Source organism: Trinickia fusca (genome assembly GCF_003628145.1).
GTDB lineage: Bacteria > Pseudomonadota > Gammaproteobacteria > Burkholderiales > Burkholderiaceae > Trinickia > Trinickia fusca.
This window is the reverse complement of the sequence record NZ_RBZV01000012.1, coordinates 32258-58108: the sequence shown is the minus strand read 5'-3', so window position 1 is coordinate 58108 and position 25851 is coordinate 32258. Positions and strand designations below refer to the sequence as shown.

Below are 25851 nucleotides of genomic sequence, written 5' to 3'. Positions count from 1 at the left end.
GGCGCGTTTGTCATCGCGTCCCGCCGATACTTGCCGCGGTTTCAAGCCGGTAAGGGCTTCCCGCTCTTGATGTCGTCGGCGTACTCCATGACGAGCTTCACGTAGTTCGGGTCGCCCGTCCCTGCTGGAATCGCGTTCGCATCGTTGCGGTCCACTCCGTTCGGCCCCGAGTTGTACGCGCGCAGCATCAGTGGAATGCTGCCCCCGAACTTGTTGGCCATGTCTTCGTCGTAATACGCGCCGGCCAGGATGTTCGTCGCCGGATCGCTGAGATTCGGCCCGAGGTCCGGGTGTTCCTTGCGCAACGCGTCGAACGTCGCCGGGTCCACCTGCATGAGTCCGGCATCGGTCAGGCCCGTGCCCTGATTCGTCGATCCCGCGTTGATTTTGCCGCGCGACTCCTGATAGATCTGACCGGCCAGCACGTTGGGCGGGATGCCCGACTTGTTGGCCGCGTTGAGGATGTCGTTTTCGAACGGCTTCAATGCCGGCGGCAGCGTACCGAGATCCGACGCCGTGTACTTGCCTTTGACGAGCGGCGTGTCGTTGTTGGTGTCGGTCGGGGTCGTGTCGGTCGGCGTCGTGTCCGTCGGCGTAGTCGGCTCATGCGACCCATGCGGCGTAACGGATTTTTCGCCGTGCGGCGTCGATCCGCTGTGCTCGCCGACGGGCGCGTGATGATGTCCGTGTCCCTTGCCCCCACCACCGCCGCCGCCTGGAACGTTCTCCGGGCTGTTCTTGCCGGCGCCGAGCTGTTGATCGGTCATCTGCATCAATTCTTCGAGCAGTTGTTCGAGTTCCTGAATGATTTCTTGCTCGGTGTCTTCGATCGAGCTCGATGGGTCGTTCGACGACTGACCGGGCTGGTCCGTCTGCTTGCCTTCCGGGAACGACTCCGAATCGAAATCGAACGAACCAGGCTCATGAGTGCCTTGATTCGGTTCTGGGTTTCCCACACGCATGGCTTTCTCCTGTCGAGTTACTGGTTGTCGTCGAGCTTGCCGCCTTCTTGCAGCACTTTCTCGTTCGTGAGCACGTTATTCGCGTACTTGGACTCGTCGCCGACACCGACGTAGGCTTCGAGCCCCTTGAACACGGCGTCATGATTGCCCATCGGGTTATTGACGTCGCCGCCCGCATCGACGATGTGCGAGCGCAATTCGAATGCGCCGCCTATCACGTTGTCGTCGGGGTTGCTCATGTCGAGTTGTGAGGCGTCCTTGCCCGTCGCGGCCTTGATGTTGGCCTTGTCCTGCGCGCTCAGCGTCGGCAGCACGTCGTGCTCCCAACGCTCCTGGCTGATCTGCATGAGGCTGAGATCGGTCGTGCCGTCGATGTTCTTGCTGTTGATGTCGGACCCGGAATCGCCGCGCGACTCTGCCCACATCTGGCCGCCGATCAGGTTCGGGTCGAGGCCAGTCAGCTTCGATGCCTTATCGATCTGATTCGACCATTTGTCGATCTGCGGATTGTGGCCGGCGTTGTACGTGCCTGTGTTCTTCCCGGTCGGGCCGCCGACAGGCGTCGTATCGTCGGGGTTCGAATCGGCAGGCTCATGGCTATGATGTGTCTGCGTGTCGTGGGGCGACGAGCTGTCGTGATGCTTGCAGTGCGAGCCCGACGATTCATGTCCGTGCCCGCTCTTGTGCGCGTGGCCGTGCTTGTGTCCGCCGTTGTGCGATTCGTGGCCACCCTCCGGCGGTTGTGGCGAATTGCCGTTAGATTGATTCTCGGCGTACTGGAGCAGCTCTTCGATCAGCTTTTCGATCTCCTTATTGACGTCCGAGAAATCCTTGTTGATCGAGTCGAGATCCGGTGACTCGTGGTCCGAACCCCAGTTGTGCTCGCCGCCGAAATCGAACGTCTCTGGCGTCGAGTTCTCGCTAGGGAAGTTGATATTCATGCGCATTCTCCTGTGATGTCTACGTAGATGAGGTATTGGACGCGGTGCCGGCGGTTGCCGCCTTGGCGGTGCGTGAGGTGCCGTTTTGCTGGGTCTTTTCCCGCAGTTGCGCAAGCATGGCCTTTGCGCGCGCTTGCGCATTGACGGGGGGACGTGCGGTATCGGCAGGCGTTGCAACGGTGCGATCTATTGATCCGCCAGCCTGCCGAGTGGATGAAATGCCGCGTGTACGCGCGGGTTCGTTCCCGATACCGATGAGTTCGCGCAGGTCATCGTCGACGTTGATGGAGCCTACGGCTGCCACGGCACGTGCGACCGCGACACGCACCGGTTCACGCGGATGGCCTTCGGCGAGCGCTCGTCGGTAATGGTCGAGCGCGCCTTTCGCATTTCCCGTTTCAAGCAGGCAGGTGGCGTAGTCGAACTGCCAGTGCGGCCTGGGGCGGCCCGCACGCGACAACAAACGTTGCAGGATGCGTGAGGCGGTGCAGTAGTCGTTGCGCTCGTCGATGAGCTCGCGGATCACGCCGTTGAATTCGCGACAATATTGATCGGCTTGCACGGCATGGTGCCGCATCTCGGGCGTGTAGGCGTTCAATGCGCGCAGGCGCTGCTGCATGGCGGCGCTGCGATCGCCGCGCATCGGCGTGTCGGCAGGAATCGGTAGGACATCGTAGATTTCAGCCGCAAACGGGCTCAGGTCGATCCAGCGTATCGCGCGGGTGGCTTTGTCGACGACATAGACGCCGCAGTCGATGCCGTGCGTCAACTCAGGGGCTGTGCCGAGCGCGACGCCATTCGCCCGGCTGTGCGTGCGGCCCGCGCTGGTGCCGATGTAGATGGCGTCGTCGTCGGCTGCCGCGCCACGCAGATAGCCACGCAATGCGGGCGAAGCGGCGTCAGCCCCAGCCGAGAGGGCATCGTACGCGTCGGGCGCGAGCCCCGACAGTCGATGGACACTGCTCGTCATCGAGCCGACGCACAGTAGCGCATCACCGTCGACGAACAGCGCGTGCGGGTGGTAAAGACCGTCGCCGATGACGGCGCCGTCGTCGATACGGATCACCCGGCCTTGCGAGGCGTCGCGCCACAGTGCATCGCCGCGCGGGCCGAACATGGAAAGATGCAGCCGGCCGTCGAAATACTGAAGCGAATTCATGTGCAGGGTATCGGCGCCCGGCTCGATCTCGAAGAAGACGCTTTCCTTCGGCTCGCCGTGACGTGGCCAGTCGACGCGAATGACTTGGTTCGTGCCGCTGCTGACGACGAGCAATGCGCCGTCGTGCATCACGATCGAGTGGCCGTCTTTTACGCGCCGCAGCGGCGCGAGGCGCGTGAGGCGCAGATTGGCGTCGAGCTCGCCGATGCAGTTGACGGGCTGGCCTTCGCGCCGGGCCTGGAATACGGTGAGGTAGCGCTCGCCGTCGCGGCACAGGCCCATCGCGCCGTAAATCTTCAATTGGGGATCGCCGAGGTCGATCCATTCGAATGCCTCGGTGTCGGTATCGAGTTGCGCTAGTGCATGCCCCGGTGGGCTTGCCACGCGGAAGCTGATCAAGAGTCGGGTCATCAGACGTCTCACGGAAGGTTCGTAGAGAAGCGCATGGCTTGAAGAAGCGGACCGTCCGTTGCGTCGGCCCGGCTGGGCGAGTAGGGCGTCAGCCCGCCGACTGGTTGCCTTCCAGCTGTTGGAGCAGTTCTTCGAGCAGGTGGATGAGCTTATCGACCAGCTGCGAGTCCATCTGGTGTTGATCGCTGGACGGACCGCTCGCTGACGAGGGGCTGCTGTTCGAAGAGGCGCTGCTCGGCGATGATGCGCTGCTGGCCGACGAGACGCTGCTTGGCGACGACGCGCTGCTCGGCGATGAAACGCTGCTGGGCGACGCGGTATCCTGGGTGCCGACTGGTGTCACGCTCATAGGACTTCTCCTTTACGTTGATGAAGCGACGCGCGGCGAACGTCGCTTCGAACATTGCCGCCCCAGCGCACGAGCAGCCGGGGCGCGCCGCGCATTCCCTTGCGTTGCGCACTAGGCGCGCAACGAGTGATGCGGTACGACTGTCAGGCTCGCGGCTGGTCCGGCCGCTCGCGGCCGCTTGCCGCCGGCGCCGCGCGAGGTGCCGGGATGTCGGCGTTTGCCGGTGCGCGACTGCCCCTTCAGCAAGGCGAGCGACGCTTGCAATTGCCGGATCGCTTCGGCTCGATCGCCGCACTCGAGGCCTGCTTGGGCGAGGTGTTGAATGTCGGCCAGGCGCGGATGGTTCTCGCCGAGCGCCTTGGCGTAGTGCTTCATCGCGCCCAGCGTGTCGCCCTGGTGCAGCAGACACAGCGCGTAATCGGCATGCCAGTCGAGCCGGGCGCGCAACGGGCCGCGCATGAGACGATCGAGGATCGTGGTCGCCGTCGCGTAGTCGCGCTCAGCGATGAGCTCGCCGATCACGCCGTTGAACTCGTGGAAGTACTGCTCGGCCTGAGCAGCCTTTTGCATGAGTTCGGGCGTATGGCGATTGAGCGCGCGCAGCCTTGCGAGCATCGCCGCTTCGCGCGTACCGGTGACGGCCGTGCCTTCGGGAAGCGGCATGAGGTCGTAGATTTCCGAAGCGAACGGGCTCAGATCGAGCCAGCGTGTCTGTCCGCTCGCTTTGTCGACGATGTGCAGCCCGCAGCCGACCCCCGTTTCGACGAGCGGCGTTTCCTTGGCGCCCGTACTTTTGCTGCGGTTGCGCAAGCGGCTCGTGCCGACATAGATCGCATGGGCATCCGATGCAATGCCGCGCAAATAGCCTTCGAGGCGCGGCTCGGCTACGCCCGCTACACCAGCAACGCGGCGGATGGTTCCCGTCGCCGAGGCAAGGCATAGGAGGGCACCGTCGTCGACGAACAGCCCATGCGGATGATGGAGTCCGTCGGCAATGGCCGCGCCGCTGTCGATACAGATCACGCGGCCGTTGGCGGCGTCGCGCCAAGACGAACTGCCGCGGTTGCCGAACATCGACAGATAGAGCTTGTTTTCGAATGTCTGCAGCGAATTCATGTGCAGCGTGTCGCTGCCAGGCTCGATCTCGAAGAACACTTGCTCGCGCGGCGCCGCATCGTGAGGCCACTCGACGCGCACGACCTGGTTCGTCCCGCTGCTGACGATGAGCAGGGCGCCGTCGTGTTCGATGACCGAATGTCCGTCGCGCACGCTGTCCAACGGTGCGAGCCGCGTCAAGCGCAACGACGCGTCCAGTTCGCCGATGCAGCTCAGATGACGGCCGTCGTGCGAGGCGTGCAAGACGACTGCGTAGCCGCCGCGATAGCGACACATTCCCATCGCGCCGTGAATGGCGTAGTCGGGATGCGCAAGGTCGACCCATTCGAGCCGTTCGGAATCGATGTCGAGCTTGCCGAGCGCGAAGCCGGGCGGGCTCGTGAAGCAAAAGCTGATCAGTAGTGGCGACACGTGACTTTTCCGTAATGAGCGAGTGGACGAAACGAGCTCGAAACGAGCGTTACGCAGCGCGCGCCGCGGTATGCGGCGCGATGCCGAACGGCTCGAGCAGGCGGCACAGACGATCAACGCAGGCGTTGACGCTCATCCAGCTCGTATCGAGCACGAGTGCCGGATCGGCCGGCGCTTCGTAGGGCGCCTCGATGCCCGTGAAGCCACGCATCGAGCCGGCACGCGCGCGCCGATAGAAGCCCTTGGGATCGCGCGACTCGCAGCAGGCCAGCGGCGTGGCGACGTGCACCTGCAGAAATTTCGCCGGCCCGACGATGTCGCGCGCGAGCGCACGGTCGGCATCGAAAGGCGAGACCAGCGCTGCGATCGCGATAAGCCCCGCGTCGTTCATGAGCTTGGCGACCTCGGCGACGCGACGCAGATTTTCGCGGCGCGCTGCGTCGGTAAAACCTAGGTCGCGATTGATCCCGTGACGCAGGTTGTCGCCGTCGAGTACGCAGCATGCGTGGTGCTCGGCCGTTAGCCGTGCCTCGAGCGCATAGGCGAGCGTGGACTTTCCCGCGCCGCTCAAGCCGGTGAGCCAGAGGGTCGCGGGACGGTGGCCGAACAGCGCGTGACGCGCGTCGTCGTCGACCTGGCCGGGATGACGAACGACTTCCTGCGTGGGTGCCGACATGAGTGTCTCCTCACGTAAAACGACGCATCGGCTGACGATGCGTGTCGATGGCCGTAAGATTAAAAATGACGCGCGGGGAGTCACGTACGCGCGACGAAAACGCGTAACGCTGTGCGAAGGAGGCGGACGGCCGTCGTGACGTTTCGAGGTGTACGGGCTACCGCATTCGCGTGACTGTGCGGCAGTTCGCGTGGCTGACGACGGCCGGCATGCCTGGCGCTATCGTCACCGCGTGCCGCTGGGCATATCGACCAAAGCAGGGCAGACGAGGGGAAAGCGCAATGGAGCTTGCATACGAGGTGGCGCAGCCGGTGGACGAGCGGGTGAACGCGGCGCTCGAGCGTTTCGGTACGCGAGCGGCGGAGTGCCATGTGCCGCGCTCGCAGGCGGCGAGAGTTAGGGTGGCGGTGTATGGGCGGCGCTGTGTGACGCGCACGTTCGAGATCGGCGCGACGTTCGCGACAGTCTCCGACGACGGGGCAAGGCCGGTCGAAGCGACGGTCTCGATGACCGCGGCAACACTCGATGCGATACTCGCCGCGCCCACAACATTCGATGCACGAATTGTCGAGTTCGGCAGTCGCATCGCGATCGCCGGCGACGTGCAGGTCGCACATCATCTGCTGCAGCTTCTCAAGCGCCCCACGCCGAAAACAGTCGCACGGCTCGAGCGTGCGCGTGCGATGGCACCGGCATGGCTGGATGAGGTGCCGCAGACCTCGACCGTCGATGCGTCTGCGGTCCTGGCCTCGCTGACGGCCAGCCGCCCCTTGTGCTTGCGTGGCGTGCTCGAGTGGCCCGCATGCCGATGGAGCCTGGACGAGTTTGCCGCGCAGCATGGCGATGTGGCGCTGCTCGGCGGCGCGGACGGCAAGGTGCTGTCATTGCGCACATTCATCGGGGCGCTGCGCAGCGCGTCGCGCGAGGTGGCTGACGTGCCGTACACGTACGGTTGCCTGCTGCCAGCGGCGCTCGAACCGCTGTTTCCGTTTCCGATGTTCGCACCGGCGGCGTTCAGCGCCCCGCAGATCTGGGCCGGTGCGCGGCGGGAGCACGCACTCGTGACGCGCCTACACTGCGACGTGGCTGCCTCGTTTCTCGCGCAGGTGCACGGTCGCAAGAAGGTACGGCTGTTTGCGCCAGCCGAACGCGAGCGGCTCTATCCGTTCGAAGCGTTCAACGTCCACCAGCCGTGCCGCGTCGACGCCGCGAATCCTGACCTCACGCGCTTCCCGTTGTTCGCGCAGGCTCGGTACGTCGACATAACGATCGATGCGGGCGACCTGCTGATCGTGCCTCCGGGCTGGTATCACTGTGTCTGGGCCATCGACGACGTGATTTCGGTCAGCCGCTTTCTCGACGAAGACATCGCGCCGCTGCACTTCGCGAACTAGTCCGCCGCTTCGCATTCGATGCAGCGTCGCTAGCGGCTGCGGCGCGACAATCGCCGGCACGATTAGCCGCATTGGTGCGGCATCAAGGTTGATCGCATGGTCTACGGTTTCGGCATTGGCCGCAATGAACCGGTCGGCGGCGACGGCGTCGAGGGGCATTCGAATGCTCAGACGCCGCAGGGCGGCTATGGTTCGAGTCGGGCAGGCATGGCCGGCTCGACGCTTGACGGGTTATCTGGTCTAGGTCGCGCGGCACGTGCCGGCGCGTCGAACCTGCGCGCGCCGCTACCGCAGATGAATGCATCGGCTAACGGATTCGGCCGGTTTGCCTATGGTCGACCGAATGTGCCCCCGACCATTTTCTTCGGTTTTCCTTCTCCACTGCGCACCCGTTTTTCCTCAGGCTTCGGCATGGGCGCTTACGGGTCGGGCTTCGCGCGCCCAGGCGGTTTTATGGCGAGCGGGATGCTTTCGATGCTCGGCGGGGGGCTGGGTGCGTTGGGCGGGTCGATGCTGTTTCCGGGGGGAGGCGGTGTATTGGGCGGGGTACTGGGCGGAATGCTGGGGGCGCGCTTCGGCCGCGCGATGGGCGGCGGCTATGGCCAAGGATTCGGCGCTCGGCCTTCGTTCGGAGCGTTCGGCTCTTCAGGATCCTTTGGCTACGGCATGCCGCGTACGACGTACGTGTACATGGCACATCCGCAACCAGGGATGATGCCGGCGCCACCTTGGCAAGCGCAAGCCCAGCCGGGTGCGCATCAATGGTGGCAGTCGGGTCCTGCACCCGCTGCGCACACGCATGCCGCGCCGCCTACAAGCGAACCGCGAATGCCGGCCAGGCCGAGCGCGACGCCAAGAGGTCCAAGCGACGGCTCCGGGCCAACCACGCCCCCAAGAACGGGCGCCAGCCACGGTCCACAAGCAAGCGGGAGCGCAGGGCCGAGCAGTGGACCGCGCATGCCGCCGAGGCCGAGCGCGACGCCAAGAGGTCCAAGCGACGGCTCTGGGCCAACCACGCCCCCAAGAACGGGCGCCAGCAACGGTCCACAAGCAAGCGGGAGCGCACGGCCGAGCAGTGGGCCGCGCATGCCGCCGAGGCCGAGCGCGACGCCAAGAGGCCCAAGCGACGGCTCCGGGCCAACCACGCCCCCAAGAACGGGCGCCAGCCACGGTCCACAAGCAAGCGGGAGCGCACGGCCGAGCAGTGGACCGCGAATGCCGCCGAGGCCGAGTGCGACGCCAAGGGGCCCAAGCGACGGCTCCGGGCCAAGCACGCCCCCAAGAACGGGCGCCAGCCACGGTCCACAAGCAAGCGGGAACGCTCGGCCCAGCAGTGGCGCGCGGCCGACCGGCAGCACGGGCGCCAACGCCGGACCGAGGCCTCAATCGACCGGTGGGACGGGCGGCGCTACGTCCGGCGAATCGACCCAGCCGAAGCCGCAGGCGTGGCACGACGTATTCGGCGTCGACCCCAAGACGGCCTCGTTGGCCGAGGTCAAGAAGATGTACCTCAAGAAATCGCTCGAGATGCACCCGGACAAGGTAGGGCAACGGTTGCGGCGCGAAGGTGCCGATGACGCGACGATCAAGTCTGGCATAGAAGAGGCAACCGCCAAGTTCCAGAATCTGGGCAATGCCTTCGACCAGGCTAAAGCGGCTATCGAACGACGCGGATAACAGTGAACTTCGCATCCGCGTACTCGGCTTCGGGGGGCACTCAGGGGCGTCATAGGCGGAACTGAAAGTGCAGGCTCCACTTACGCCCCGGAGCCCGCACGCATGGTCAGGCCGACGAACGAAGATGGCATTGCAGCCGTCGACCACGCTTTCGAGTTGACGACGATTCCGTCGCAGCCACACGCGCAAAGCGCGATGCAGGCGCAGACGCAGCAAGCCACACAAACGAACCCGGCATCGAGAACGTTGCCGACGCGGCTTGCATCGGCAACGATGCAGTCGATCCCGCACTCCCTGAGCGGTCTGCGCAAACAAGCGGCCAAACTCGGGCATTGCGACATAGAGACGACCAGCCTGATAGGGAACGGACGTCGTTTCGGCCAGACGTTCACGACACCCGATTCGAAAACGTCGACCGACAACGTGCGCTTGAGCCACGCGCCAATGCCTTACGCCACAAGGCAAGTGGCGAGCTCGTCGACGCGCACGCAGTTGGACATGGTACGAGCGGTAGGCGCCTTTGTTCCTTCGCGTCCGCTCGCGATTGCCGATGCGGCTACGCATGCGTTCGCGCGTTCGGCGTTGCATGATCGAGGGGTGTTGGACAATTTCATCAGGCAGAACTTTCACACGGGCGCGCAGAACGAGGCTGAGGAGGCTAGCGAGGTCGAGTCGACGGACGACGTCGGCGCGCTCGCGCAGCGACTGGTCGGATTGTGCGATGCCGCGGCAGGCGCGCCCACCGTGGCGCCAGAAGTGCGCTTCGGCGAGGCCGTCGCATGGGCAGATGCCCTTGCCGAAGCGACAGGTCATGACGTAGGGCTGGCGCTGCGCGTCATCGAGCGTCTAGGCCAGGGGCTGGACGTGAACGCACCCGCTAGCGGCGAAGACGCTTCGGCATCATCCGAAGGAGCGAACGACGTCGAACGCGCAGCGTGGCGCACGGCGCAGTTGATGAGCGGGACCGCAAACGGCTACGACGCAGTCAAGCGCTTGGCCGGTGAACGTTGGCCATCCATGGAAGGGGCATGCTACGCGCCGCGAGTGATGTTGCGAGCCGCCGATGCCATCGTCCGGGCCAGCCACTGCGCCGCAGATCCAAGCGCGGTGCTCGCGCGAGCGCAAGCGTGGAAAGCCTCGACACCGACGGCCGAACAGACACACCTTGCGTGTATGGTGGAGGCCTCGCTAAAACTTTGGAATGCGAACGATGTCTCCGCGCTGGATCCGTCGGAGATCGGTTCGGTACTCGCCGGCCGCAACGGCTTCATGACGGATGGCCCCGGCACGCCGCTCGCCAAAGTCAAATCGAGGCTGCTCAAGACAATCAATACATCGATCCCGCGCGCGTCCGATTCGGGCTGGAAAACGGCGCTGCCGCGTATCGTGGGTCGTAAAAAGAGCGCCTTTACGGCATTGAGCAAGGGCATCTATAGCGCACACCTCGATATCGTCGAGAAAGAGCGGCCGATGCTCAACGCGTCGGCTGCGAACATCGTGCGGACGCTGCATACAGCGCTTGCGCAAAGCGATGCCGAAGCCGATCGCCATATCCATAGCGATGCAAGGCCGACGTTGAACGCACTCGTCGAGCGCGCCGAGCTTGCCCAATGGGCGGGGCGATCGGAGTTGGATTACGGCGCGACGCTCGACGATAGCGACTATCTTGCTATCGCCTCGCGCGTGGTCGGCCTCATCGAGGGGCTACGCGCACCAGGCGAATCGGCGTCGCTCGGCGAGCGCGAGGCCATGCAGTCGTTGCGCCATTTCGCCGTCAAGTTGCGCGCGAGCCGCACCGATGCCGCTCTCGCACGCGCGGCTTTGCAACCGCATCTGGCCAAAGGCAGCGACGTGCTCGATCTCGACATGCTCGAGACGATGGCCGGCAGCATGGCGCATCTGGCGGAGGCGACGCAGGGCGACTTCAAGAACCTGCGCCGCATTGTCCGCGCTGAACCGATCGTGCCGGCAAACCTGTCACCCGCGGCGATCAGGGAGGCACTCGACGAGCTCGCCAGCACGATCAAGTCGGGCGGCAAGGTCATGCTCGTCGACGGAGGGCAGGTCGGCATCAGCACATCGGGCTTGTCGGCGAACGTCGGCAAGCTACTGACCGCGGCCGGCATCGTGGTCTCGCCGCGTCTGAACCTGCGCGCCCGAGGCGGACGTCAGGCATTCTTCGAATATGGCCGTCGCACGGCGTGCTTCTACTTCACGGCCGGTTCGCAGAAGCGCGTCAACTTCGAGGCGGGCGGGGGCCTGCAGGTGGGGGGCGACTATTTGCTGCTGCGAGCGGGCGTAACCGTCAACGTGATCGCCTATCAAGCCGATCGCCTCGACCGCAACGCATTCTCGCTGATCCTCGCCCGTCGCATGAAGGAAGACGGCAGCGGCTTCGACGACAAGCGATTGCAGCGCGGCATGGTAGACATCAACCAGTTCGTGTTCGAGCATGCTCAGGCACACGATCTCACGAACGGCGACGATGCCTGGAACGCGCTCGCGCGGACGTTTCTCGTCAATGACGATTTCTCGGTCGTCTGGAACGATCAGACGCAGCGTGAGACGCATCATGGCGTGAGTGTCACGGGCGGGTTGACCGTGAAAGCAGGCATCGGCGAAACGTCGCTGCGCATCGGTCCGCAACTCGGCTACGCGTACGACTACGCATCGCGCAACCAGGGCACGAGCGAGGACACGAACGGCACGACGGCGGTCGAGACGCATCGCAGTGGGCGTGGCGGCCGGCACATCGTCAGCGCGGGGGTGACGGTCAGCGTGGGCGACTCGCCGCATGCGATCAAGGATAGTGCGAGCATCGGCTTGCTGTCGGCCGATTCGCCGCTCATGCGCGTGCGTGTGCGCGACCGGCAGCACATGGCCAAGGTGTCACTGGTGCGCGAAGAGGGACGGCTCGTGCACCGGGTCTCATACGCCGACACCGAGTTCATGCACTTCAACGATTACGCGGATGCCGTTCGCGGTGACGAGCGTTGGGCACTGATGTTCGGCATGGACCTCAACGCCCCGCGCATGCCGGACAACCCGGACGAGCGACATGCCATGCTCGAACGCGGACGCGCCCGCATCGATGCGCATCTGCTGGAGGTCAAGGCCAATTACCGGCAGAACCAGGTGATGTTTCATCGCTTCCGGCTGCGCGAGCATGCGGCTAAAGCCCTCGATACCTACGCCGACCGTATTGCCATGTTGACCGCGCGCCGTGCGCCGTCCGATGAGATCGCGCATTGGGAGGCCGATTACGCGGCGCTGCTCGAGCGGCCCGATTCGTGGTTGCCCGTCGAATTCAAAGTGTACGAGCGGGTCAGCCGCCAAAGCAGTCCGGGACTGAATCTGGGCGTGCGCGCGACGCTCGAGCAAAGCGCGACGGGCGAGCGCGAACTGATCTCGATGATTCACAAGCCTGCGCAACTCGATGCGATCGATCGCATCTGGCAAGACCCGCCACAGGCGGACGATCGCTGATCGATCGTCGGTCGCATGACCTTGGGCCCGTGACCACGTGTGGGCCATCTGCTCTATTCGATAGGCGCAGCTCCATCGCTAACTTGTTCGAACCGGCACTTGCGGCGCAAGGCCGGCCTACATTGCCCGTCTGGCCGATCGTTGCGGCACGCGGGAATTCGATTCGAACAACTAAAGGAGTGGTCGAACATGTTAGCGACGATCAAGCACGAGCCGCGGCGTGCCGCATGGCGGGTGCGTCAGATTCTTTTCAGTGCGGCCATCGGCGTGGCTTCGGTGGCTTATGCAGGGTGGGCGCAGGCTCAAACCTATCGTGTCGTCGTCGATGCGGGCAGCAGCAGCTCGCGTGCGCTGATCTACAAGATAGAGGGAAGGACGATCACGCTCGCCGGCAATCCCGACTCGATGCCGACGGGGACGGAGCTCTCTGGTGACGTCGACGGCTCGGCGGGCGTCGTCAAGAAGTTGCTGGGCGACGTGAACCTCTGGCTGCAACGTAATGTCCGTGTGAGCCCGAACGACGTCACCGTCGACGTGCTTGCAACGGCCGGCATGCGTAAGGTCAATGACAGCGGCAACGTCTATGCGGCCGTGCTCAAGCAGATCCAGGAATCACCGTACAACGTGGGAGAGGCCCGTACCATCTCGGGTGCGGAAGAGGGACTGTATGCCTGGATAGCCGTCAACGACAAGGAAGGCAGGTTTGCCCCCCATGCAAAGACGCGCGGTATTGTCGAGGTAGGGGGCGCGTCGGCGCAGGTCGCATTCGAAGTAGAAAGGAACGCGGACGATGTGGAGTCCGTCACGATCGATGGCAAGCCGCATAAGGTTTATAGCCGGTCGTTTCTTGGCCTGGGGGCGAACGATGCGTGGGCGTTGGCGAAGGATTCCCAGTACGGGGAGAAATGCAAGGAGGGTGGGGGTTTTGACTTCGCGCAATGCCGGAAGGCTTATGACACGACCGTCTACGACCAGACCGAAACCGGCCAGAACGACGCTCCAGTGAAGCTGAGCCTGGGCGTGACCAAAACGGCGCTCGCGCTACAGCAAGCTCTTCCTGTGGATGACAGAGACAAGTTCGCCGGTTTGGGAAATGCCATCAAATTTTCGGCTGACGTTGGGTTCGGTAAAGGCTCGGGGGGGATCGACACGGCGTGCAAGTCGCGGACGTTCAGCACCAAATTCCATACTTGCGCCAACGCCGTTTTTTCTGAATCGTTCGTGTTCGGAAAGCTCAACTTCCCGAACGATAAACTACAGACCGGCGTCGACTCATCCTGGACGATGGGATACCTGATCAAGGCAGTCAGGCAGGGAGCCAAATAAATCAATCCACTTGACATGGCTCCGCGACGCCGCACGGTGTGTTCCACCGCGCGGCGTTGCGATCAAGCTTGACCACGATACGTAGGCAGCGTTTGGAACGCCCCGATCGACCGGCCCGTGCCGACATTGGCGAGCGCCGCTGCCGCATCGGCGGGGAGCGGCACCGGCGCAGGACATGGCGCAATGTCGTCGCGATGGCGCGGTACGTTGAGCGTGAACAAGCGCTCGAACGAATTGGCCGCGTTCACGCGCGCGGTAGTCAACAGCGATTGCGCAGGCGAGAGCAGCCCGTTCAGCGTCTTGAGCAGCGACGTGTGATCGTAGACCGTGTGATCGATCGTCGCCTGGCGCACATACGGCGAGACGACGATCGCGGGCACGCGAAAGCCATAGCGATCGAAACGCAGGCCGTGGCGATTGAGGTCGTCGTCCGTCGGGGGCGCTGGCGGGACGCAGGTCGGCGGCACGACATGATCGAAGAAGCCGCCATGTTCGTCGAACAGAATGACGAACGCGCTTTGCTCCCAATACGGCGACGACTTGATGGCTTCATACAGCGTCTTGATCAGCATCTCGCCGCGCCGTACATCGCCGAGCGGATGCATCGAGTTGCCGCTGCGGAAATGATTGAGCGACAGCGCATCGTAAGCGGGTTCGATAAAGATGAAGCGCGGATGCAAGGCGCCCGGTTCGGCAAGCTGCGGCAAGAAGTCTGCCAAGTGCACGAAGTTTTGCGGATAACGCTCGACGCCGGCCAGTGCCCACGATTGCGGGGAATCGCCGTCGACGACCATCCAGGCATCGCTGGGCAGCAGCGTCAGTACCGAGTCCCGCCCATTGCCGAAACGCGCCGCGTTCAGGAAGTTCGAGGCAAACGTCGACAGGTCGCTGGGGCTGTGATCGAGGCCCCACGACGTTCCGGCCAGTGCGAAGAAGCGGTTGGGCCAGGTCGGCCCGGGCATCGACGAGAACCAGCGATCGCAGACGGCGAACTGTTGCGCGAGAAAGTTCAGCACGGGCAGTTGATCGGGCGTGAATGCACGCAGCCCGAGCGCCGTATCGAAACCATGATCTTCGAGGCAGGCGGCAAAGCCGAAGTCGTTGGCCGACGCGGCAGGCGCTGGGTAGGCACCCGTGATACGGGCCGTGTCGGCGACACAGTTGGCCGTCGACACCGTATTCGCCCCGCAGAGCGCCAGCAGGACATCGGAGAACTCGTGGCCGGGATCGAACGGCATCTGGAATGATGCACCGGCACCGACTGTGTGCAGATTCCCGCTGCGGTCGCGATTGGTGAAGAGCGGCTTGCCGATGAGGCCGTCCGCCTGCGTGGCGACGCCCTCGGGTGTGAAGCCTTTGAGATCCGACCAGCCGAACACGTTGTCGTACGAGCGGTTTTCGAGCATCAGCACGAAAACCTTGTTGATCAATCGATTGACGATGGCCATGGCTCGCTCCTCGGACGATGCGTGACTCACACGGCGTGGCGCGCGCAGCGACTAAACGCGCGTTTGGCCTACGCGTCACGCTAACGTCATACAGAATAGGAGGAGATTCGGACGTCGGAGGCTCGGGATCAACCCGTAATCGGTTCGGCCTCATGCGCCCCCTCCGAAGGGGGCGCCGCAAGCAGTGCTGCAAACGGCGGTGCTTGCCAAGATCCGCACGTTGTGCTGCACCGCCAGCGGGTGGGGCGGGTGCTCGATGCGTCAAGAGGCCATCAGCGTATCGCCCATCACGCGGACGTGTTCGCCGATGCCGAAGGCAGGCTCCTGGTTGTAGGTGAAGTTGCGATAGCTGCCGTCCCGCATGCGCACTTGCACTTGATACGACGTCGCCTTGTGCACCTCATGCTCGATGCCGTTACCGGCAAGGCCACCACCGATTGCGCCCGCGATGGTCGTCAGCACGCGGCCGCGTCCGCCGCCGATCTGATTGCCGAGCAGGCCACCTGCGATCGCGCCGCCGACGGCACCGACCCCCGTGGTCGGCTGGGCCGTCTGTACCGCGTTCACGGCGACCACTTCGCCGGCGTTCGGGTCGTAGGCCGGCTGCTGCGCGACGGGGCGCGTGGCCTCGCCATAACCCTGGTTGCTCGTGTAGGCCGGCGAGGGGGCCGCCGGCGCGCTGTGATGGTGATGAACGCGCGGTTCGTCGACAGTCTTTTCGCGCGTCACCCGCGGCTCGACGGCAGGTTGCTGCGCAGGTGAGGTGACCGCGCCGCTGGCCGCTTGCGCGAGCATCGGCGTCGACGCCGCTTGCTCGGGGGGCGCGGTGACGGCATGCGAGGTCGGCAGCAAACCCGTCATCGCAGCGATGCCCGTGACACTGACGAGCATGACGGCGACCGCGGCGCCGGCGACGAGCGGATGGATGCGATTGCGTTGCGGGAAGTCGGTAGAGTTGTTCGTGTTCATGACAGGCTCCGGGGTAGATGCCTGCAAAAACGCGGCAAACGCTGGCCCGGTGGACCGTCGAGACACGAGATTTGTAAGCAGTTGTAGCGCCGAGCGAGGCCGCTAGCGCGGCTTTTCCACAGCTTCTGTGCAAGGCTTTGTGGATATCGTCGGGACAGCGAAGCTAAGTGGCTGAGCCGATTGAGGTTTGTGGGCGCGATGCAAAGACGGGCGCTGGCGCGGGCGGGCCGATGCACGATAAGCCTTGTTACGAGTGGATGCGCGCGATGGATCGGTTTCGGCCTGCAAGGGGCACCGGATGGCACAACGTTCCTCCGTCGAGGAGGCTTTTCCACAGCTTCTGTGCAAGGCCTTGTGGATATCGTCGGGACAGCGAAGCTAAGTGCTTGAACCCGCTGGCATTTGCAGCCGCGATGCAAAGACGGGCTCAGCAGCGTCGGGCCGTCAGCATATCTCTGCGCCGAGCAACTCGCGGAACTGCGCGACCGGCATCGGCCGGCCGGTCAGGTAGCCTTGCACGATGTCGCAGCCCGCGTCACACAGCCACGCGAGCTGGGACGGTTCTTCGACGCCCTCGGCCACCACGGCGATACCGAAGCTGCGCGCCATCGAGATGATGGCCGCTACGATCGGCTGGCCCGCTTGCGGCAGCGGCCGGATGAAGCTGCGATCGATCTTCAGGTTGTTGACGGGGAACGACTGCAGGTACGACAGCGAGGAGTAGCCCGTGCCGAAGTCGTCGAGTGCAAGCCGCACGCCAGCCGTGCGCAGCTGCTGCATCGCTTCGACGCCAACGGCCATGTTCGCCATCAGCTGGCTTTCGGTCAGCTCGAGCTCGAGCAGAGGCGAGGCGAGCCCGCTTTCGTCGAGCACGGCTTTGACCTGCTCGGTGAATTGGGCCTGCCGCAACTGCCGTGCCGATACGTTGACCGAGACATGGATCGCCGTGTCGTGCTCCGCGTTCCAGCGCGCGGCGTCGAGGCAGGCGCGTCGCAGCACCCATTGACCCAGCGCAACGATGAGCTCGCTGCCCTCGGCGACCGGAATGAATTCGGCGGGCGAGATCTCGCCATCCGAAGGGTGGGTCCAGCGCACGAGCGCTTCGGCGCCGATGAGCTGGCTCGTGCGGCAATCGAATTGCGGCTGGTAGACGAGATGGAGCGCGTCCGCGTCGATGGCCTTGCGCAGTTCGGTTTCGAGCCGTGCGCGCCGGTGCGCTTCGACAGTCATGCTGGGGTGGAATGCGACAGCGACGTTCTTGCCCGTGCTCTTGGCCGCGTACAGGGCAATGTCGGCACTGCTGACGAGCGCAGCGACGTCTTCGGCGTCGTCGGGGTACACGCTCACGCCGACGCTGGCCGTCGCCACCACGCTCGCGCGTGTCAGGTCGAACGGACGCGCAAGCGCACGCGCGATGCGCTCGGCCGTCGCCAGTCCTTCCGCCTTGTGATCGGCCGCCTCGACGAGCACGGCGAATTCGTCGCCACCGATACGGCTCACCACGTCGGTCTTGCGCACCGCTTGCCGCAATGCGATCGCCACATGCTTGAGCAAGTCGTCGCCGGCGCCGTGGCCGAGCGTATCGTTGATCGTCTTGAAGTCGTCGAGATCGACGAGGATCAGCGCCACGCGCGTGGCCGACGCCAGCGCATCTTGCAGCCGCTCGTCGAGCTCTTCGTAGAAGGCGCGCCGGTTCGGCAAGCCCGTAAGCGGATCGGTGGAGGCGAGGTATTCGAGCTTCTTCTCCGCTTGCACGATGCGCATTCCCATGCGCGAGGTGACCGCGAACGCGATCCAGATCGCGCACATCGACGCCGCGACCAGAAAGCCGCCGTAGTGCAGCAGTTGCGCGAGCATGCCGCTCGTGCCCGCGACGAGCACGACGTAGCCAAGGGTTTTACCGTTCTGACTGATCGTCGAGGCGACGAATACGTCGCTCAACGACAGGCGTTTGCCTTGGCTTGTCGCTTTGGCCAGCGAGCCCACCGCGTGATCATGCTTGTCGAAGCCCGGTTTCCGGTAGCCCGCGAACAGCTTGCCGCTTTCAGTGTAGATGCAGACTTCCTCGACGTACGGCACCTTGCCCAGCGAATGCAGGACCTCGGCCGTCGAACGAGCGTCGGCGAACATGACGGATGCCGAGACGTTGTCGGCGATCATTTCAGCCTGCAAATTGGCGTTTTCGGTCAGCGTGGTGCGTAGCGTCACCGCCTGATAAACGAGCAGCACGGCGCTCGAAATCAACAGCGCTACGCAGACGCCCGCCAGCTTGACGCGAGCCATCTCCTTGACCGGGCTCGGCGTTCCATGTCCTTTGCGTTTCACAACACGCTCCTTGCCAAACGAAGCAGCTTCGAACTCAACGTGATATGACGGCGAGTCGCTTCGCTCTTGTCGATGTCGAACCGAAGTTTGTCTCCGTCGCGAAAGAGCAGGATCACGTACGGACCGTCGCCGGCTTCGGCCGTGCGCACGACCAGCAGCGGGGCGTCGGAGGCGAGCACGGCTTTCGTCGACGGTGCCCCGGCCGTGCTCTCGTCGATCACGAGCACGTTGCAGGCTGTCACGCCGACCGCTTCAGGGACAGGACGCAAACGCCAGGCTTTGCCCGCCACGAGACGGCCGTCGAGCTTCGATAGGGCGGTACCGAGCGCGCTGTGTTGATTGGCGCATACGACGAGATTCGGCCCATGCGCCGGCGCGACCGGCCAGTCCGCGAACTCGGTGAAGTTGAAAATGTAGGCGGCCTGGAGCGCGTACAGGTTCGCCTGCGCGCGCGCGGGCACGCGCAGAACGGCGATCAACGCCAGCAAGCATCCGGCCGTGCACAATGTTCGTCTGATGCTGGTCATGTCAGAAACCGTAGACCAGTTTGGCGACGAACGTGCGGCTCTGCTGCGTGATCACGTCCTGGGCGAAGTTCGGCCCGGCCGGATCGGCGTAGCGTTTGTCGGTCACGTTATAGACCGAGAACGACAGGTCACCACCGCGAATCAGGCGCGACGTGCCGAGCGTGACGTTGCCGAGGCAATAGCCGCCTGCCACGCTCACGGCCGCAGTCCGTGCCGACTCGCATTGAAACTCGGCGCCGAGGCGCACCGCATCGTGAAACAGCGGCACGGTCAAATTGAGCTTGCCGAGATGGCGCGGCGAGTCCTCCAGGATCGAGCCTGTTTTGGTGTCGCGTGCGATCTGCCAGGCGTAGCTCGCGCGCACGCGTGCCACATGCGCCACGTTTTGCTCGTAGGCGAGTTCCATGCCGGACGCGTGTACGCGGTTGACGTTCTCGAATACGAACACGCCCGATGGATCGGGTACCTCTGCGATGAAGTCGCGTACGCTGTAATGAAACAGCGAAAGCGTCGCATGGCCCGTCGCGCTCATCGTACGGTCGTAGATGAGTTCGGTCGTCGAAATATGTTCGGGCTTGAGCGACGGATTGCCCTCTTGGCCACCCGGGCCCGCGACCGTGTAGTAGCGTTCGTAGGCGTTCGGCGCACGATAGGCCTCGCCGTAGACGAGCTTGAACGTATCGCGCGGCGTCGCCTTGAAAATCAGCCCGAGCCGCGGGCTCACGGCGCTGCCGACGTCGCCTTGCCAGTCGACGCGCAACCCCGCGTTCAGGGCCAGGCGCGAGGCAAGTTGCACTTCGTCCTCGGCGTAGACGCCAATCGAATTGTCGCTCTTGCGCGAATCTAGAATCAGTTGGTAAGGATCGGCGTTGTAGTTGTACTGGTTGCTGCTCGCGTTGCGGTTGACGTCGACGCCGAGCACGAGCGTGTTGCGCGGGATCGACGAGACGGTCGCGTGCAGATCGGCGCCGTACCAGATCGCCTTGTCGCCGTCGACGTTGAGTACCGGTGGCGCACCGTAAAACGCGAGGCTGCGATAGTCGTAGCGTTCCCAGTAGACCTCGGATGCGATTTCGACACCGTCATTCAGTGCGTGACGATACGCGGCGTTGATGAAGCTGTGCGTGTCCGTGTTCGAGGACGGCATGTCGAACACCGCGACGTAGGGGGCGGTAGGGACCCCCTTCGTGCGATTGCCGTAGCCTGCGGAGACGGTGACATCGCGATAAGCGAACTTGGCGAACAGATCCTGCGCGCGATCGTAGTCGAGACCCTGCGCGATACCGTGGTTCTGGGCCGGCGTATCGAACTCGGGGTAGTACAGATCCTGGCCGCTGCGGTCGTACGAGGTCACGGACAGCAGCAGGTCCGCTCCATTGTCGCCATGCCAGCCGTAGGTCGCACGGGCGCGCTTCTCGCCGAAGCTGCCGAGCGAGCCTGCCACTTGCGCACCGCCGATATCCGAGCCTTTCTTCGTGACGACATTGATGACGCCGAACAGCGCGTTCGAACCGTAGACGGCCGAACCCGGCCCCGGCACGTACTCGATGCGCTCTACCAAGTCCATGTCGAGCGGGAAGTCGCTGCCGATCGCCGCTTGATCGTAGACAGCGTCGTTGACACGCATGCCATCGATCAGCAACAGGAAGCGACTGTTGTAGTCGCCGGGGCGGCGAAAGCCGCGCGTGCCGAGGTAAGCATACGTCCTATCGTATGACGTATAAACCCCGGGCAACGAAGCGAGTGCGCTGGCCAAGGTGCGCCAGCCGTAGTCCTTGATGTCTTGTGCCGTCAGAACGACGACGGCAGCGGGCGCCTCGGCCACGGGCTGGGCGAAACGTGATGCAGTGCTAACTTTCACTTGCATCAACGCTTCGAGCGGCATCGAGGCGAGGTCGGCCGGTGAAGCCGAAAGGGCGCCGTCAGGCGCTGGCGCGACCTCTGCGGCACGGGTTCTGTCCGAAGCCGACAGCATCGGTAAAACGAGCACGACACAGCACAAGATGTGCGGAATCCGCCCACCACAATATTCTTCGTGAGGCATGGAGCAAATTTATCGAGCGGTCCACAGCGGGTGTGCCCCTGCCCATTTATCGGCAGTCCGATATAAATCTTGAGGGAACGACGGGAAGCCTGCTATGGGCGTACGTTCATGAGCGTGACGTTCTCGGGACGGCCGATCCACACGGCGAGCGCCGAATAGTTGTCGCCGTGTCCCGAGTGCTCGCAACTGCGCGAAGCCTCGTGTTCGAGCAGGCAGATCCAGTCGTCGACCGACTGCACGATCCGCAGGCGATGCTCGATCGTCTTCTCGGGAACGAGCTGCCAGAAGCCGTCGGTGCACAGTAGAAAGACATCGCCATCCTGCAGCGAGTGCACGCCGCTATGGCCGGGCGAGATGGGGCCGCGCATGCCGAGCGCCATGTGCAGCAGGTTGGGACTGATGCCGTTGCCAGGAAACCCGGCATCGCTCATGCGCTGCGTGACACTGTGGTCACGCGTTCTGTCGAGCAGTGCGCCACGGCGAAAGCGATAGAGCCGGCTGTCGCCGACGTGGGCCCATTGTGCTGTCGCGTTGCGTCGGTCGAGAAACAGCGCGACGACCGTCGCGCTCATGTGCCGATGCGCCAGATCGTGCTCTTGCCGGGCGACGATCGCGGCGTTTGCCGCCTTGACGCACGCGCGCGCGAGCTCGGCCACGGGGCGCTCGGACCCGCTCCAGCAGGCGAGGACGCTGTCGACGGCACAGCGTGCGGCCACCTCGCCGCCGGGCGCACCGCCGATGCCGTCGCTGACCACGAAGCAGGCACGGTCTTCGGATAGCTGAAACCCGATGCAGTCCTGATTGCTGGTCCGGGACCCCGCACCGGTGAAGTGAGCGTGCGAGACATTCATGTCTCGGCGGCACCCCGGCCGCGTCGCTGCGCGTGATAGTGCTTGACTTCTTCGTCGTAGGCGCGAAGGAACGCCTTGCCGAAGACGGCGCTGAAGTCGTCCTCGACGGCCAGCACCATGTCGCGATGCAGGCTCGCGTAGCGGCTCCATAGATTGGCTTGGCGGGCGAGCGGCAGCATCTGCTCATGCCATTGACGCGGGCCGGCACGGTTGTCGATCTGTTCGGGCGAAAAACGCGTGAGCAGATCGATGAGCGCCGCGCGCATGCCGGCGACCATCGCGATGTGGTGGGCATGCAGATCGTGAAACGCATCTTCGACGGCGCTGGCCGGGGGCATGAAACCCGGAAACGGCAGACCGAACATTTGCCTCAACGCGGCACTGCCGTCGGGCAGTAGCTTCAGCGGATTGTTCTCGCGATCGAGCAACACCGTCATGTCGGCTTTGACTTCCCGCTTGAGGATGCTGCGTGAGGACAGCAGCTCGACCGTGCCGTTCGCGAATAGTGCCAGCAACTGCCCAGCCGTCTCCAATTGCTCGGTCGACCAATCGCAGGTGGCCTTGTCGAGTCCGGCGCCTCTGAGGAAGGCGGCGAGCAGGGCGTCGGCCGATTGGCGATCGGTAGTGGCCCCCGGTGGTGTGCCGGCGCGGCTTGCTTCACGCGTGGAGGCATGTGCTTGGATTGCCGGAGGCGGCGGTTGCGGCGTTTGAGGGGCTTGCGGTGCGGGTGCGGCGATCGGCTTTGCCGCGGCGGGACGAGCCGCATGGCTGAGTTCGTCGGCCGTGGAAGCGAACAGCGCAAGCGGGTCCGTCGGTATCGCTTGCACGCCTGCTGCCGGCTCGCGCCGCTCGCGTGGTACTTCGTCTTCGTGGTTCGCCGTCTCGCCATGGGTGTCGGCGCGCAGCACGTAAGGCCCGATGCGGATCGCGTCGCCGGCCTGAACGGGCCGCTCCTGCTCGCACGCGAGCGGTGTGTCGTTGACCTGCACCACGGATACGCTGCTCAGATTCCTGAGCACGCAGCGCGTACCGTCGGTTTGAAGCAGCGCCTGGAGCCGCGAAATCTGGCGCGTTTCATCGGGTAGCACCAGTTGGTTGTCGGCATTGCGGCCGATCGTGCCGCCTGGCGGACGGAACTCGACCGTCGTCTTCGACTTGACGGGCTTGCCGGCGTATTCGATGACAGTCAATTGCATAAGCAGTCCAAAGAATCTCGAAGTGATCGAGTAAGCGCCCCGTCGCTCCCGTCACGATGATGCGACATGTTTGCGTGCCGCCTCGAACGCCGGGCCCCAGATCGGGTGTCCTTTCTCGGCGGTCGACAGTTCGAAATGCGGATCCAGTTGCAGCACCCTTTCGAATTCCACACGACACAGCGTGATGCGGCCGATCACGCAATAGCTGAACGCCATGAGCTTGTGCGCTTCGACGCGCGTGCGGCGATCGGACGTTTCGATTTCGCTGCTGTCGCGCAGCAGCTGGATCGTGCGCGAGTAATCACCGGCCGTATAGGACACATGCGCAGCCTGCAACGTTTCATCGGCCACGCGTTGATTCGGCGACACGCTCGAGCACGCAACCCCGACCGCGATCCATAGCCATGCAACGCCAACCGTAATGCATCGTCTAGTCGCGAAGCTTGTAGAGTAAATATTCATGGCGAATGTGTGAGTATTAATTTACCGATATTTTTTTTGACGGGTAAATTTTGCGCGCGTTGTCGATTTTTTGCGGTTCCGTGAAGTTGCGATGGGGAGTTCGATGAACTATAGTCTATTCACTTTTTCTGGCGCGGCCCGGATTATTAATTTTCGAAATAACGAGAGGGTTCGTCTGCCTCGGCCATGTTGCGTCCTTGACGTTTGCGGAGATTATGAATGGGATGTTGAGGTGGCATAACACTTACGCGCTCGTTCGCTTATTTTTAAGTGCTGTATTAATCGCCGGTTGCGCAGCGACCGAGCGATCGATTTCGATTCCCTATTCGGTGACATTGCAGGTGGCGCCTGACATCAACCCGGACGCGCAGCGGCGTCCGGCGCCGATTGCACTCGAAGTGTTTCGGTTGAAATCAGGAGACAGCTTTCAAAGGGCCGATTATTTTGCGCTTCAGGATAAGCCGGCTGAAGCGCTGGGCGGCGATTTGGTCGGCGTCGATCGGGTCATTCTGAGGCCCGGCGAATCGCGCACGCTGCATTACACCGGCGACGAAGCAGTGCGGCAACTCGGGCTGGTGGGCGGATATCGCAACCTCGAAAAGAGCCGCTGGAAGTCGGTTGTGCCATTGCCGTTGCCCAAACAAACCAATCTGTTCAAGTTCTGGCAAATGTCGCCGCACGAGATGCGGCTTGTGATTGCTGTTCGAAACAATGGATTAGAGCCGCTGGCGACGGGCGGCCAAACTCAATGAACGATACCGCGACTTCTCCATTTGCCGCGCCGGTATTGCGCGAGCGTGTCGTGTGGTCGGAGGGCATGTTCCTGCGGCCGCAACATTTTCAGCAGCTCGAACGGTATTTCGAGCGCTATGTGCATCTGCGCTGCGCGCCGATGCAATGCTTTCATTGGGGATTCGCGTCGCTGAGCGTCGACGCGGAAGCGCTCGCGAACGGCAAGGTCGCGCTGGCCGCAGCGGCCGGCGTGATGCCCGACGGGACGCCATTCGACTTCGCACGGTTCGACGACGCGCCGCTGGCGCTCGAGATCGGGCCGGAGGTCAAGGATGCCACCGTCGTGCTGGCATTGCCCGCATGGCGCGGCGACGGCGTACAGGTGTCGTTCGATAGTGCGTCCGTTACGCCGCTGGCGCGCTTCGTCGCGCACGAGAGCGAGATTGCCGACGTCAACGAGATCGGGCTCGAGCCCGCGCTCGTGCAATTAGGGCGCTTGCGATTGCGCCTCATGCTCGATTCGGAGCTCGGCGACGACTGGCATGCGCTCGGCATGCTGCGCGTGATCGAACGACGCGGCGATCGTCAATTGGTGCTCGACGAAGGCTACATCCCGCCGATGCTGAACGCGCACGCGCACCCGGTGCTGACCGATTACATCCGCGAGCTGCACCGGCTGCTGAACCTGCGCAGCGAAGTGATCGCCAGCCGGCTTGCCGAGCCTGGCCGCGCAGGGGTGTCCGAGGTCGCCGATTTTCTGCTGCTGCAGCTCGTCAACCGGTATCTGGCCGTTACTTGGCATACCGAACAAATGCCGCGCGTGCATCCCGAGCCGCTCTTTCGCGAGTGGCTGAAGTTGGCTTGCGACTTTGCGACGTTTACGTCCGAGACGCGACGTCCGCCTGCGCTGCCCGTCTATGACCACGACGATCTGCGCAGGTGCTTCGGCGAGCTGTTCGCGGAGCTGCGCCGCTCGCTGTCTACTGTGCTCGATCAAAGTGCGCTGCAGATTGCGTTGCAAGACGGTGGCAATGGCGTGCGCGTGGCCGTGGTGCCCGATCCGCAGTTGCGCGAACAGGCCGGCTTCATCCTGGCGGTGCGGGCCGATCTGCCCGCGGAGACGGTTTGCATGCGCTTTCCCTCGCAGATCAAGCTCGGCCCCGTCGAGCGGATCCGCGACCTCGTCTACTTGCAACTGCCCGGCATCGCCGTGCACGCCTTGCCGGTCGCGCCGCGGCAGATTCCGTATCACGCCGGCTGTACCTATTTCGAGGTGGACAAGGGCAGTGAGCTGTGGCGGCAACTCGAACGCTCCGCAGGCCTTGCGCTGCATCTGGCCGGCGATTTCCCCGGGCTGGCGATGGAACTGTGGGCCATTCGAGGCTAGTT

General features: G+C 63.9%; 21 protein-coding genes. 6 read left to right on the top strand and 15 right to left on the bottom strand.

Annotated features, from left to right (window positions below; translation table 11 throughout):
- Positions 1-41: 41 nt before the first annotated feature.
- The 6 genes from D7S89_RS21950 to cysC form a co-directional block, all read right to left on the bottom strand.
- Complete coding sequence (locus D7S89_RS21950; protein WP_121280976.1) at positions 42-962, bottom strand: lytic transglycosylase domain-containing protein; 921 nt, start codon at positions 960-962, stop codon at positions 42-44.
- Between the two features lie 17 nt (positions 963-979).
- Positions 980-1903, bottom strand: a complete 924-nt coding sequence (locus D7S89_RS21945; protein WP_147426730.1) for a hypothetical protein — start codon at positions 1901-1903, stop codon at positions 980-982.
- Positions 1904-1922: 19 nt separating this feature from the next.
- Complete coding sequence (locus D7S89_RS21940) at positions 1923-3473, bottom strand: DUF4915 domain-containing protein (protein WP_121280974.1); 1551 nt, start codon at positions 3471-3473, stop codon at positions 1923-1925.
- Between the two features lie 149 nt (positions 3474-3622).
- Positions 3623-3877 (bottom strand): hypothetical protein, encoded by a 255-nt coding sequence (locus D7S89_RS27560; protein ID WP_183085308.1) that lies wholly within the window; start codon positions 3875-3877, stop codon positions 3623-3625.
- Between the two features lie 56 nt (positions 3878-3933).
- Entirely contained in the window at positions 3934-5349 is a 1416-nt protein-coding gene (locus D7S89_RS21930) for a DUF4915 domain-containing protein (protein WP_121280973.1), read from the bottom strand.
- A gap of 49 nt (positions 5350-5398) precedes the next feature.
- Entirely contained in the window at positions 5399-6025 is a 627-nt protein-coding gene (gene cysC / locus D7S89_RS21925) for an adenylyl-sulfate kinase (RefSeq protein WP_121280972.1), read from the bottom strand.
- A 281-nt stretch (positions 6026-6306) separates the two neighbouring features.
- On the opposite strand from cysC, the gene D7S89_RS21920 reads away from it, so the two are divergent.
- Positions 6307-7419 carry a cupin-like domain-containing protein gene (locus D7S89_RS21920; RefSeq protein ID WP_183085307.1) on the top strand — a complete coding sequence of 371 codons (1113 nt, stop codon included), beginning with the start codon at positions 6307-6309 and terminating at the stop codon, positions 7417-7419.
- Between the two features lie 758 nt (positions 7420-8177).
- On the opposite strand, the gene D7S89_RS27245 is transcribed toward D7S89_RS21920, so the two are convergent.
- A complete protein-coding gene (locus tag D7S89_RS27245; RefSeq protein WP_147426728.1) occupies positions 8178-8777 on the bottom strand; it encodes a hypothetical protein in 600 nt (199 codons plus the stop codon).
- 145 nt (positions 8778-8922) lie between these two features.
- On the opposite strand from D7S89_RS27245, the gene D7S89_RS21910 reads away from it, so the two are divergent.
- The 3 genes from D7S89_RS21910 to D7S89_RS21900 all read left to right on the top strand — a co-directional run bounded on the left by D7S89_RS21910 (position 8923) and on the right by D7S89_RS21900 (position 13908).
- Positions 8923-9096, top strand: a complete 174-nt coding sequence (locus D7S89_RS21910) for a hypothetical protein (RefSeq protein WP_220702192.1) — start codon at positions 8923-8925, stop codon at positions 9094-9096.
- A gap of 102 nt (positions 9097-9198) precedes the next feature.
- Positions 9199-12582 carry a hypothetical protein gene (locus D7S89_RS21905; protein WP_121280968.1) on the top strand — a complete coding sequence of 1128 codons (3384 nt, stop codon included), beginning with the start codon at positions 9199-9201 and terminating at the stop codon, positions 12580-12582.
- 189 nt (positions 12583-12771) lie between these two features.
- Positions 12772-13908 carry an acetate and sugar kinases/Hsc70/actin family protein gene (locus D7S89_RS21900; RefSeq protein WP_121280967.1) on the top strand — a complete coding sequence of 379 codons (1137 nt, stop codon included), beginning with the start codon at positions 12772-12774 and terminating at the stop codon, positions 13906-13908.
- 62 nt (positions 13909-13970) lie between these two features.
- Here the strand turns inward: D7S89_RS21900 and D7S89_RS21895 are convergent, their stop codons facing one another.
- The 8 genes from D7S89_RS21895 to D7S89_RS21860 all read right to left on the bottom strand — a co-directional run bounded on the left by D7S89_RS21895 (position 13971) and on the right by D7S89_RS21860 (position 23637).
- A complete protein-coding gene (locus tag D7S89_RS21895; protein ID WP_121280966.1) occupies positions 13971-15356 on the bottom strand; it encodes an alkaline phosphatase family protein in 1386 nt (461 codons plus the stop codon).
- A 261-nt stretch (positions 15357-15617) separates the two neighbouring features.
- On the bottom strand, positions 15618-16325 hold the full coding sequence (locus tag D7S89_RS21890; RefSeq protein ID WP_121280965.1) for a glycine zipper 2TM domain-containing protein: 708 nt from the start codon (positions 16323-16325) through the stop codon (positions 15618-15620).
- Between the two features lie 444 nt (positions 16326-16769).
- Positions 16770-18650 (bottom strand): bifunctional diguanylate cyclase/phosphodiesterase, encoded by a 1881-nt coding sequence (locus tag D7S89_RS21885; protein WP_245983137.1) that lies wholly within the window; start codon positions 18648-18650, stop codon positions 16770-16772.
- Positions 18647-19177 (bottom strand): YfiR family protein, encoded by a 531-nt coding sequence (locus tag D7S89_RS21880; protein WP_121280963.1) that lies wholly within the window; start codon positions 19175-19177, stop codon positions 18647-18649. Before D7S89_RS21880 ends, D7S89_RS21885 begins: the two co-directional genes overlap by 4 nt.
- Position 19178: 1 nt before the next feature.
- Positions 19179-21044, bottom strand: coding sequence for a TonB-dependent receptor plug domain-containing protein (locus D7S89_RS21875; protein ID WP_245983135.1), 1866 nt, complete (start codon positions 21042-21044; stop codon positions 19179-19181).
- A gap of 269 nt (positions 21045-21313) precedes the next feature.
- Entirely contained in the window at positions 21314-22072 is a 759-nt protein-coding gene (locus D7S89_RS21870; RefSeq protein ID WP_183085305.1) for a PP2C family protein-serine/threonine phosphatase, read from the bottom strand.
- Positions 22069-23268 (bottom strand): type VI secretion system-associated FHA domain protein TagH, encoded by a 1200-nt coding sequence (gene tagH / locus D7S89_RS21865; RefSeq protein ID WP_121280960.1) that lies wholly within the window; start codon positions 23266-23268, stop codon positions 22069-22071. The genes D7S89_RS21870 and tagH overlap by 4 nt, the downstream gene beginning before the upstream one ends.
- Before the next feature lie 51 nt (positions 23269-23319).
- Complete coding sequence (locus D7S89_RS21860) at positions 23320-23637, bottom strand: TssQ family T6SS-associated lipoprotein (RefSeq protein WP_245983134.1); 318 nt, start codon at positions 23635-23637, stop codon at positions 23320-23322.
- Positions 23638-23945: 308 nt separating this feature from the next.
- Here D7S89_RS21860 and tssJ point away from each other — a divergent pair, with 308 nt between their 5' ends.
- On the top strand, positions 23946-24482 hold the full coding sequence (gene tssJ, locus D7S89_RS21855; RefSeq protein ID WP_425470876.1) for a type VI secretion system lipoprotein TssJ: 537 nt from the start codon (positions 23946-23948) through the stop codon (positions 24480-24482).
- Positions 24479-25849: a type VI secretion system baseplate subunit TssK gene (gene tssK / locus D7S89_RS21850; RefSeq protein WP_121280958.1), complete on the top strand. Its 1371-nt coding sequence runs from the start codon at positions 24479-24481 to the stop codon at positions 25847-25849. The genes tssJ and tssK overlap by 4 nt, the downstream gene beginning before the upstream one ends.
- The last annotated feature ends 2 nt before the right edge of the window (positions 25850-25851 follow it).

What these genes read in the sequence shown, in the direction of transcription:
- D7S89_RS21905 (WP_121280968.1), top strand. Translation starts at nt 9,199, where the DNA reads ATGGTCAGGCCGACGAACGAAGATGGCATTGCAGCCGTCGACCACGCT.
- D7S89_RS21940 (WP_121280974.1), bottom strand. Translation starts at nt 3,473, where the DNA reads ATGACCCGACTCTTGATCAGCTTCCGCGTGGCAAGCCCACCGGGGCAT.
- D7S89_RS21900 (WP_121280967.1), top strand. Translation starts at nt 12,772, where the DNA reads ATGTTAGCGACGATCAAGCACGAGCCGCGGCGTGCCGCATGGCGGGTG.
- tssK (WP_121280958.1), top strand. Translation starts at nt 24,479, where the DNA reads ATGAACGATACCGCGACTTCTCCATTTGCCGCGCCGGTATTGCGCGAG.
- D7S89_RS27560 (WP_183085308.1), bottom strand. Translation starts at nt 3,877, where the DNA reads ATGTTCGAAGCGACGTTCGCCGCGCGTCGCTTCATCAACGTAAAGGAG.
- D7S89_RS21870 (WP_183085305.1), bottom strand. Translation starts at nt 22,072, where the DNA reads ATGAATGTCTCGCACGCTCACTTCACCGGTGCGGGGTCCCGGACCAGC.
- D7S89_RS21910 (WP_220702192.1), top strand. Translation starts at nt 8,923, where the DNA reads ATGTACCTCAAGAAATCGCTCGAGATGCACCCGGACAAGGTAGGGCAA.
- tagH (WP_121280960.1), bottom strand. Translation starts at nt 23,268, where the DNA reads ATGCAATTGACTGTCATCGAATACGCCGGCAAGCCCGTCAAGTCGAAG.
- D7S89_RS21950 (WP_121280976.1), bottom strand. Translation starts at nt 962, where the DNA reads ATGCGTGTGGGAAACCCAGAACCGAATCAAGGCACTCATGAGCCTGGT.
- D7S89_RS21880 (WP_121280963.1), bottom strand. Translation starts at nt 19,177, where the DNA reads ATGACCAGCATCAGACGAACATTGTGCACGGCCGGATGCTTGCTGGCG.
- D7S89_RS21890 (WP_121280965.1), bottom strand. Translation starts at nt 16,325, where the DNA reads ATGAACACGAACAACTCTACCGACTTCCCGCAACGCAATCGCATCCAT.
- D7S89_RS21920 (WP_183085307.1), top strand. Translation starts at nt 6,307, where the DNA reads ATGGAGCTTGCATACGAGGTGGCGCAGCCGGTGGACGAGCGGGTGAAC.
- tssJ (WP_425470876.1), top strand. Translation starts at nt 23,946, where the DNA reads ATGAATGGGATGTTGAGGTGGCATAACACTTACGCGCTCGTTCGCTTA.
- D7S89_RS21945 (WP_147426730.1), bottom strand. Translation starts at nt 1,903, where the DNA reads ATGAATATCAACTTCCCTAGCGAGAACTCGACGCCAGAGACGTTCGAT.
- cysC (WP_121280972.1), bottom strand. Translation starts at nt 6,025, where the DNA reads ATGTCGGCACCCACGCAGGAAGTCGTTCGTCATCCCGGCCAGGTCGAC.
- D7S89_RS21895 (WP_121280966.1), bottom strand. Translation starts at nt 15,356, where the DNA reads ATGGCCATCGTCAATCGATTGATCAACAAGGTTTTCGTGCTGATGCTC.
- D7S89_RS21875 (WP_245983135.1), bottom strand. Translation starts at nt 21,044, where the DNA reads ATGCAAGTGAAAGTTAGCACTGCATCACGTTTCGCCCAGCCCGTGGCC.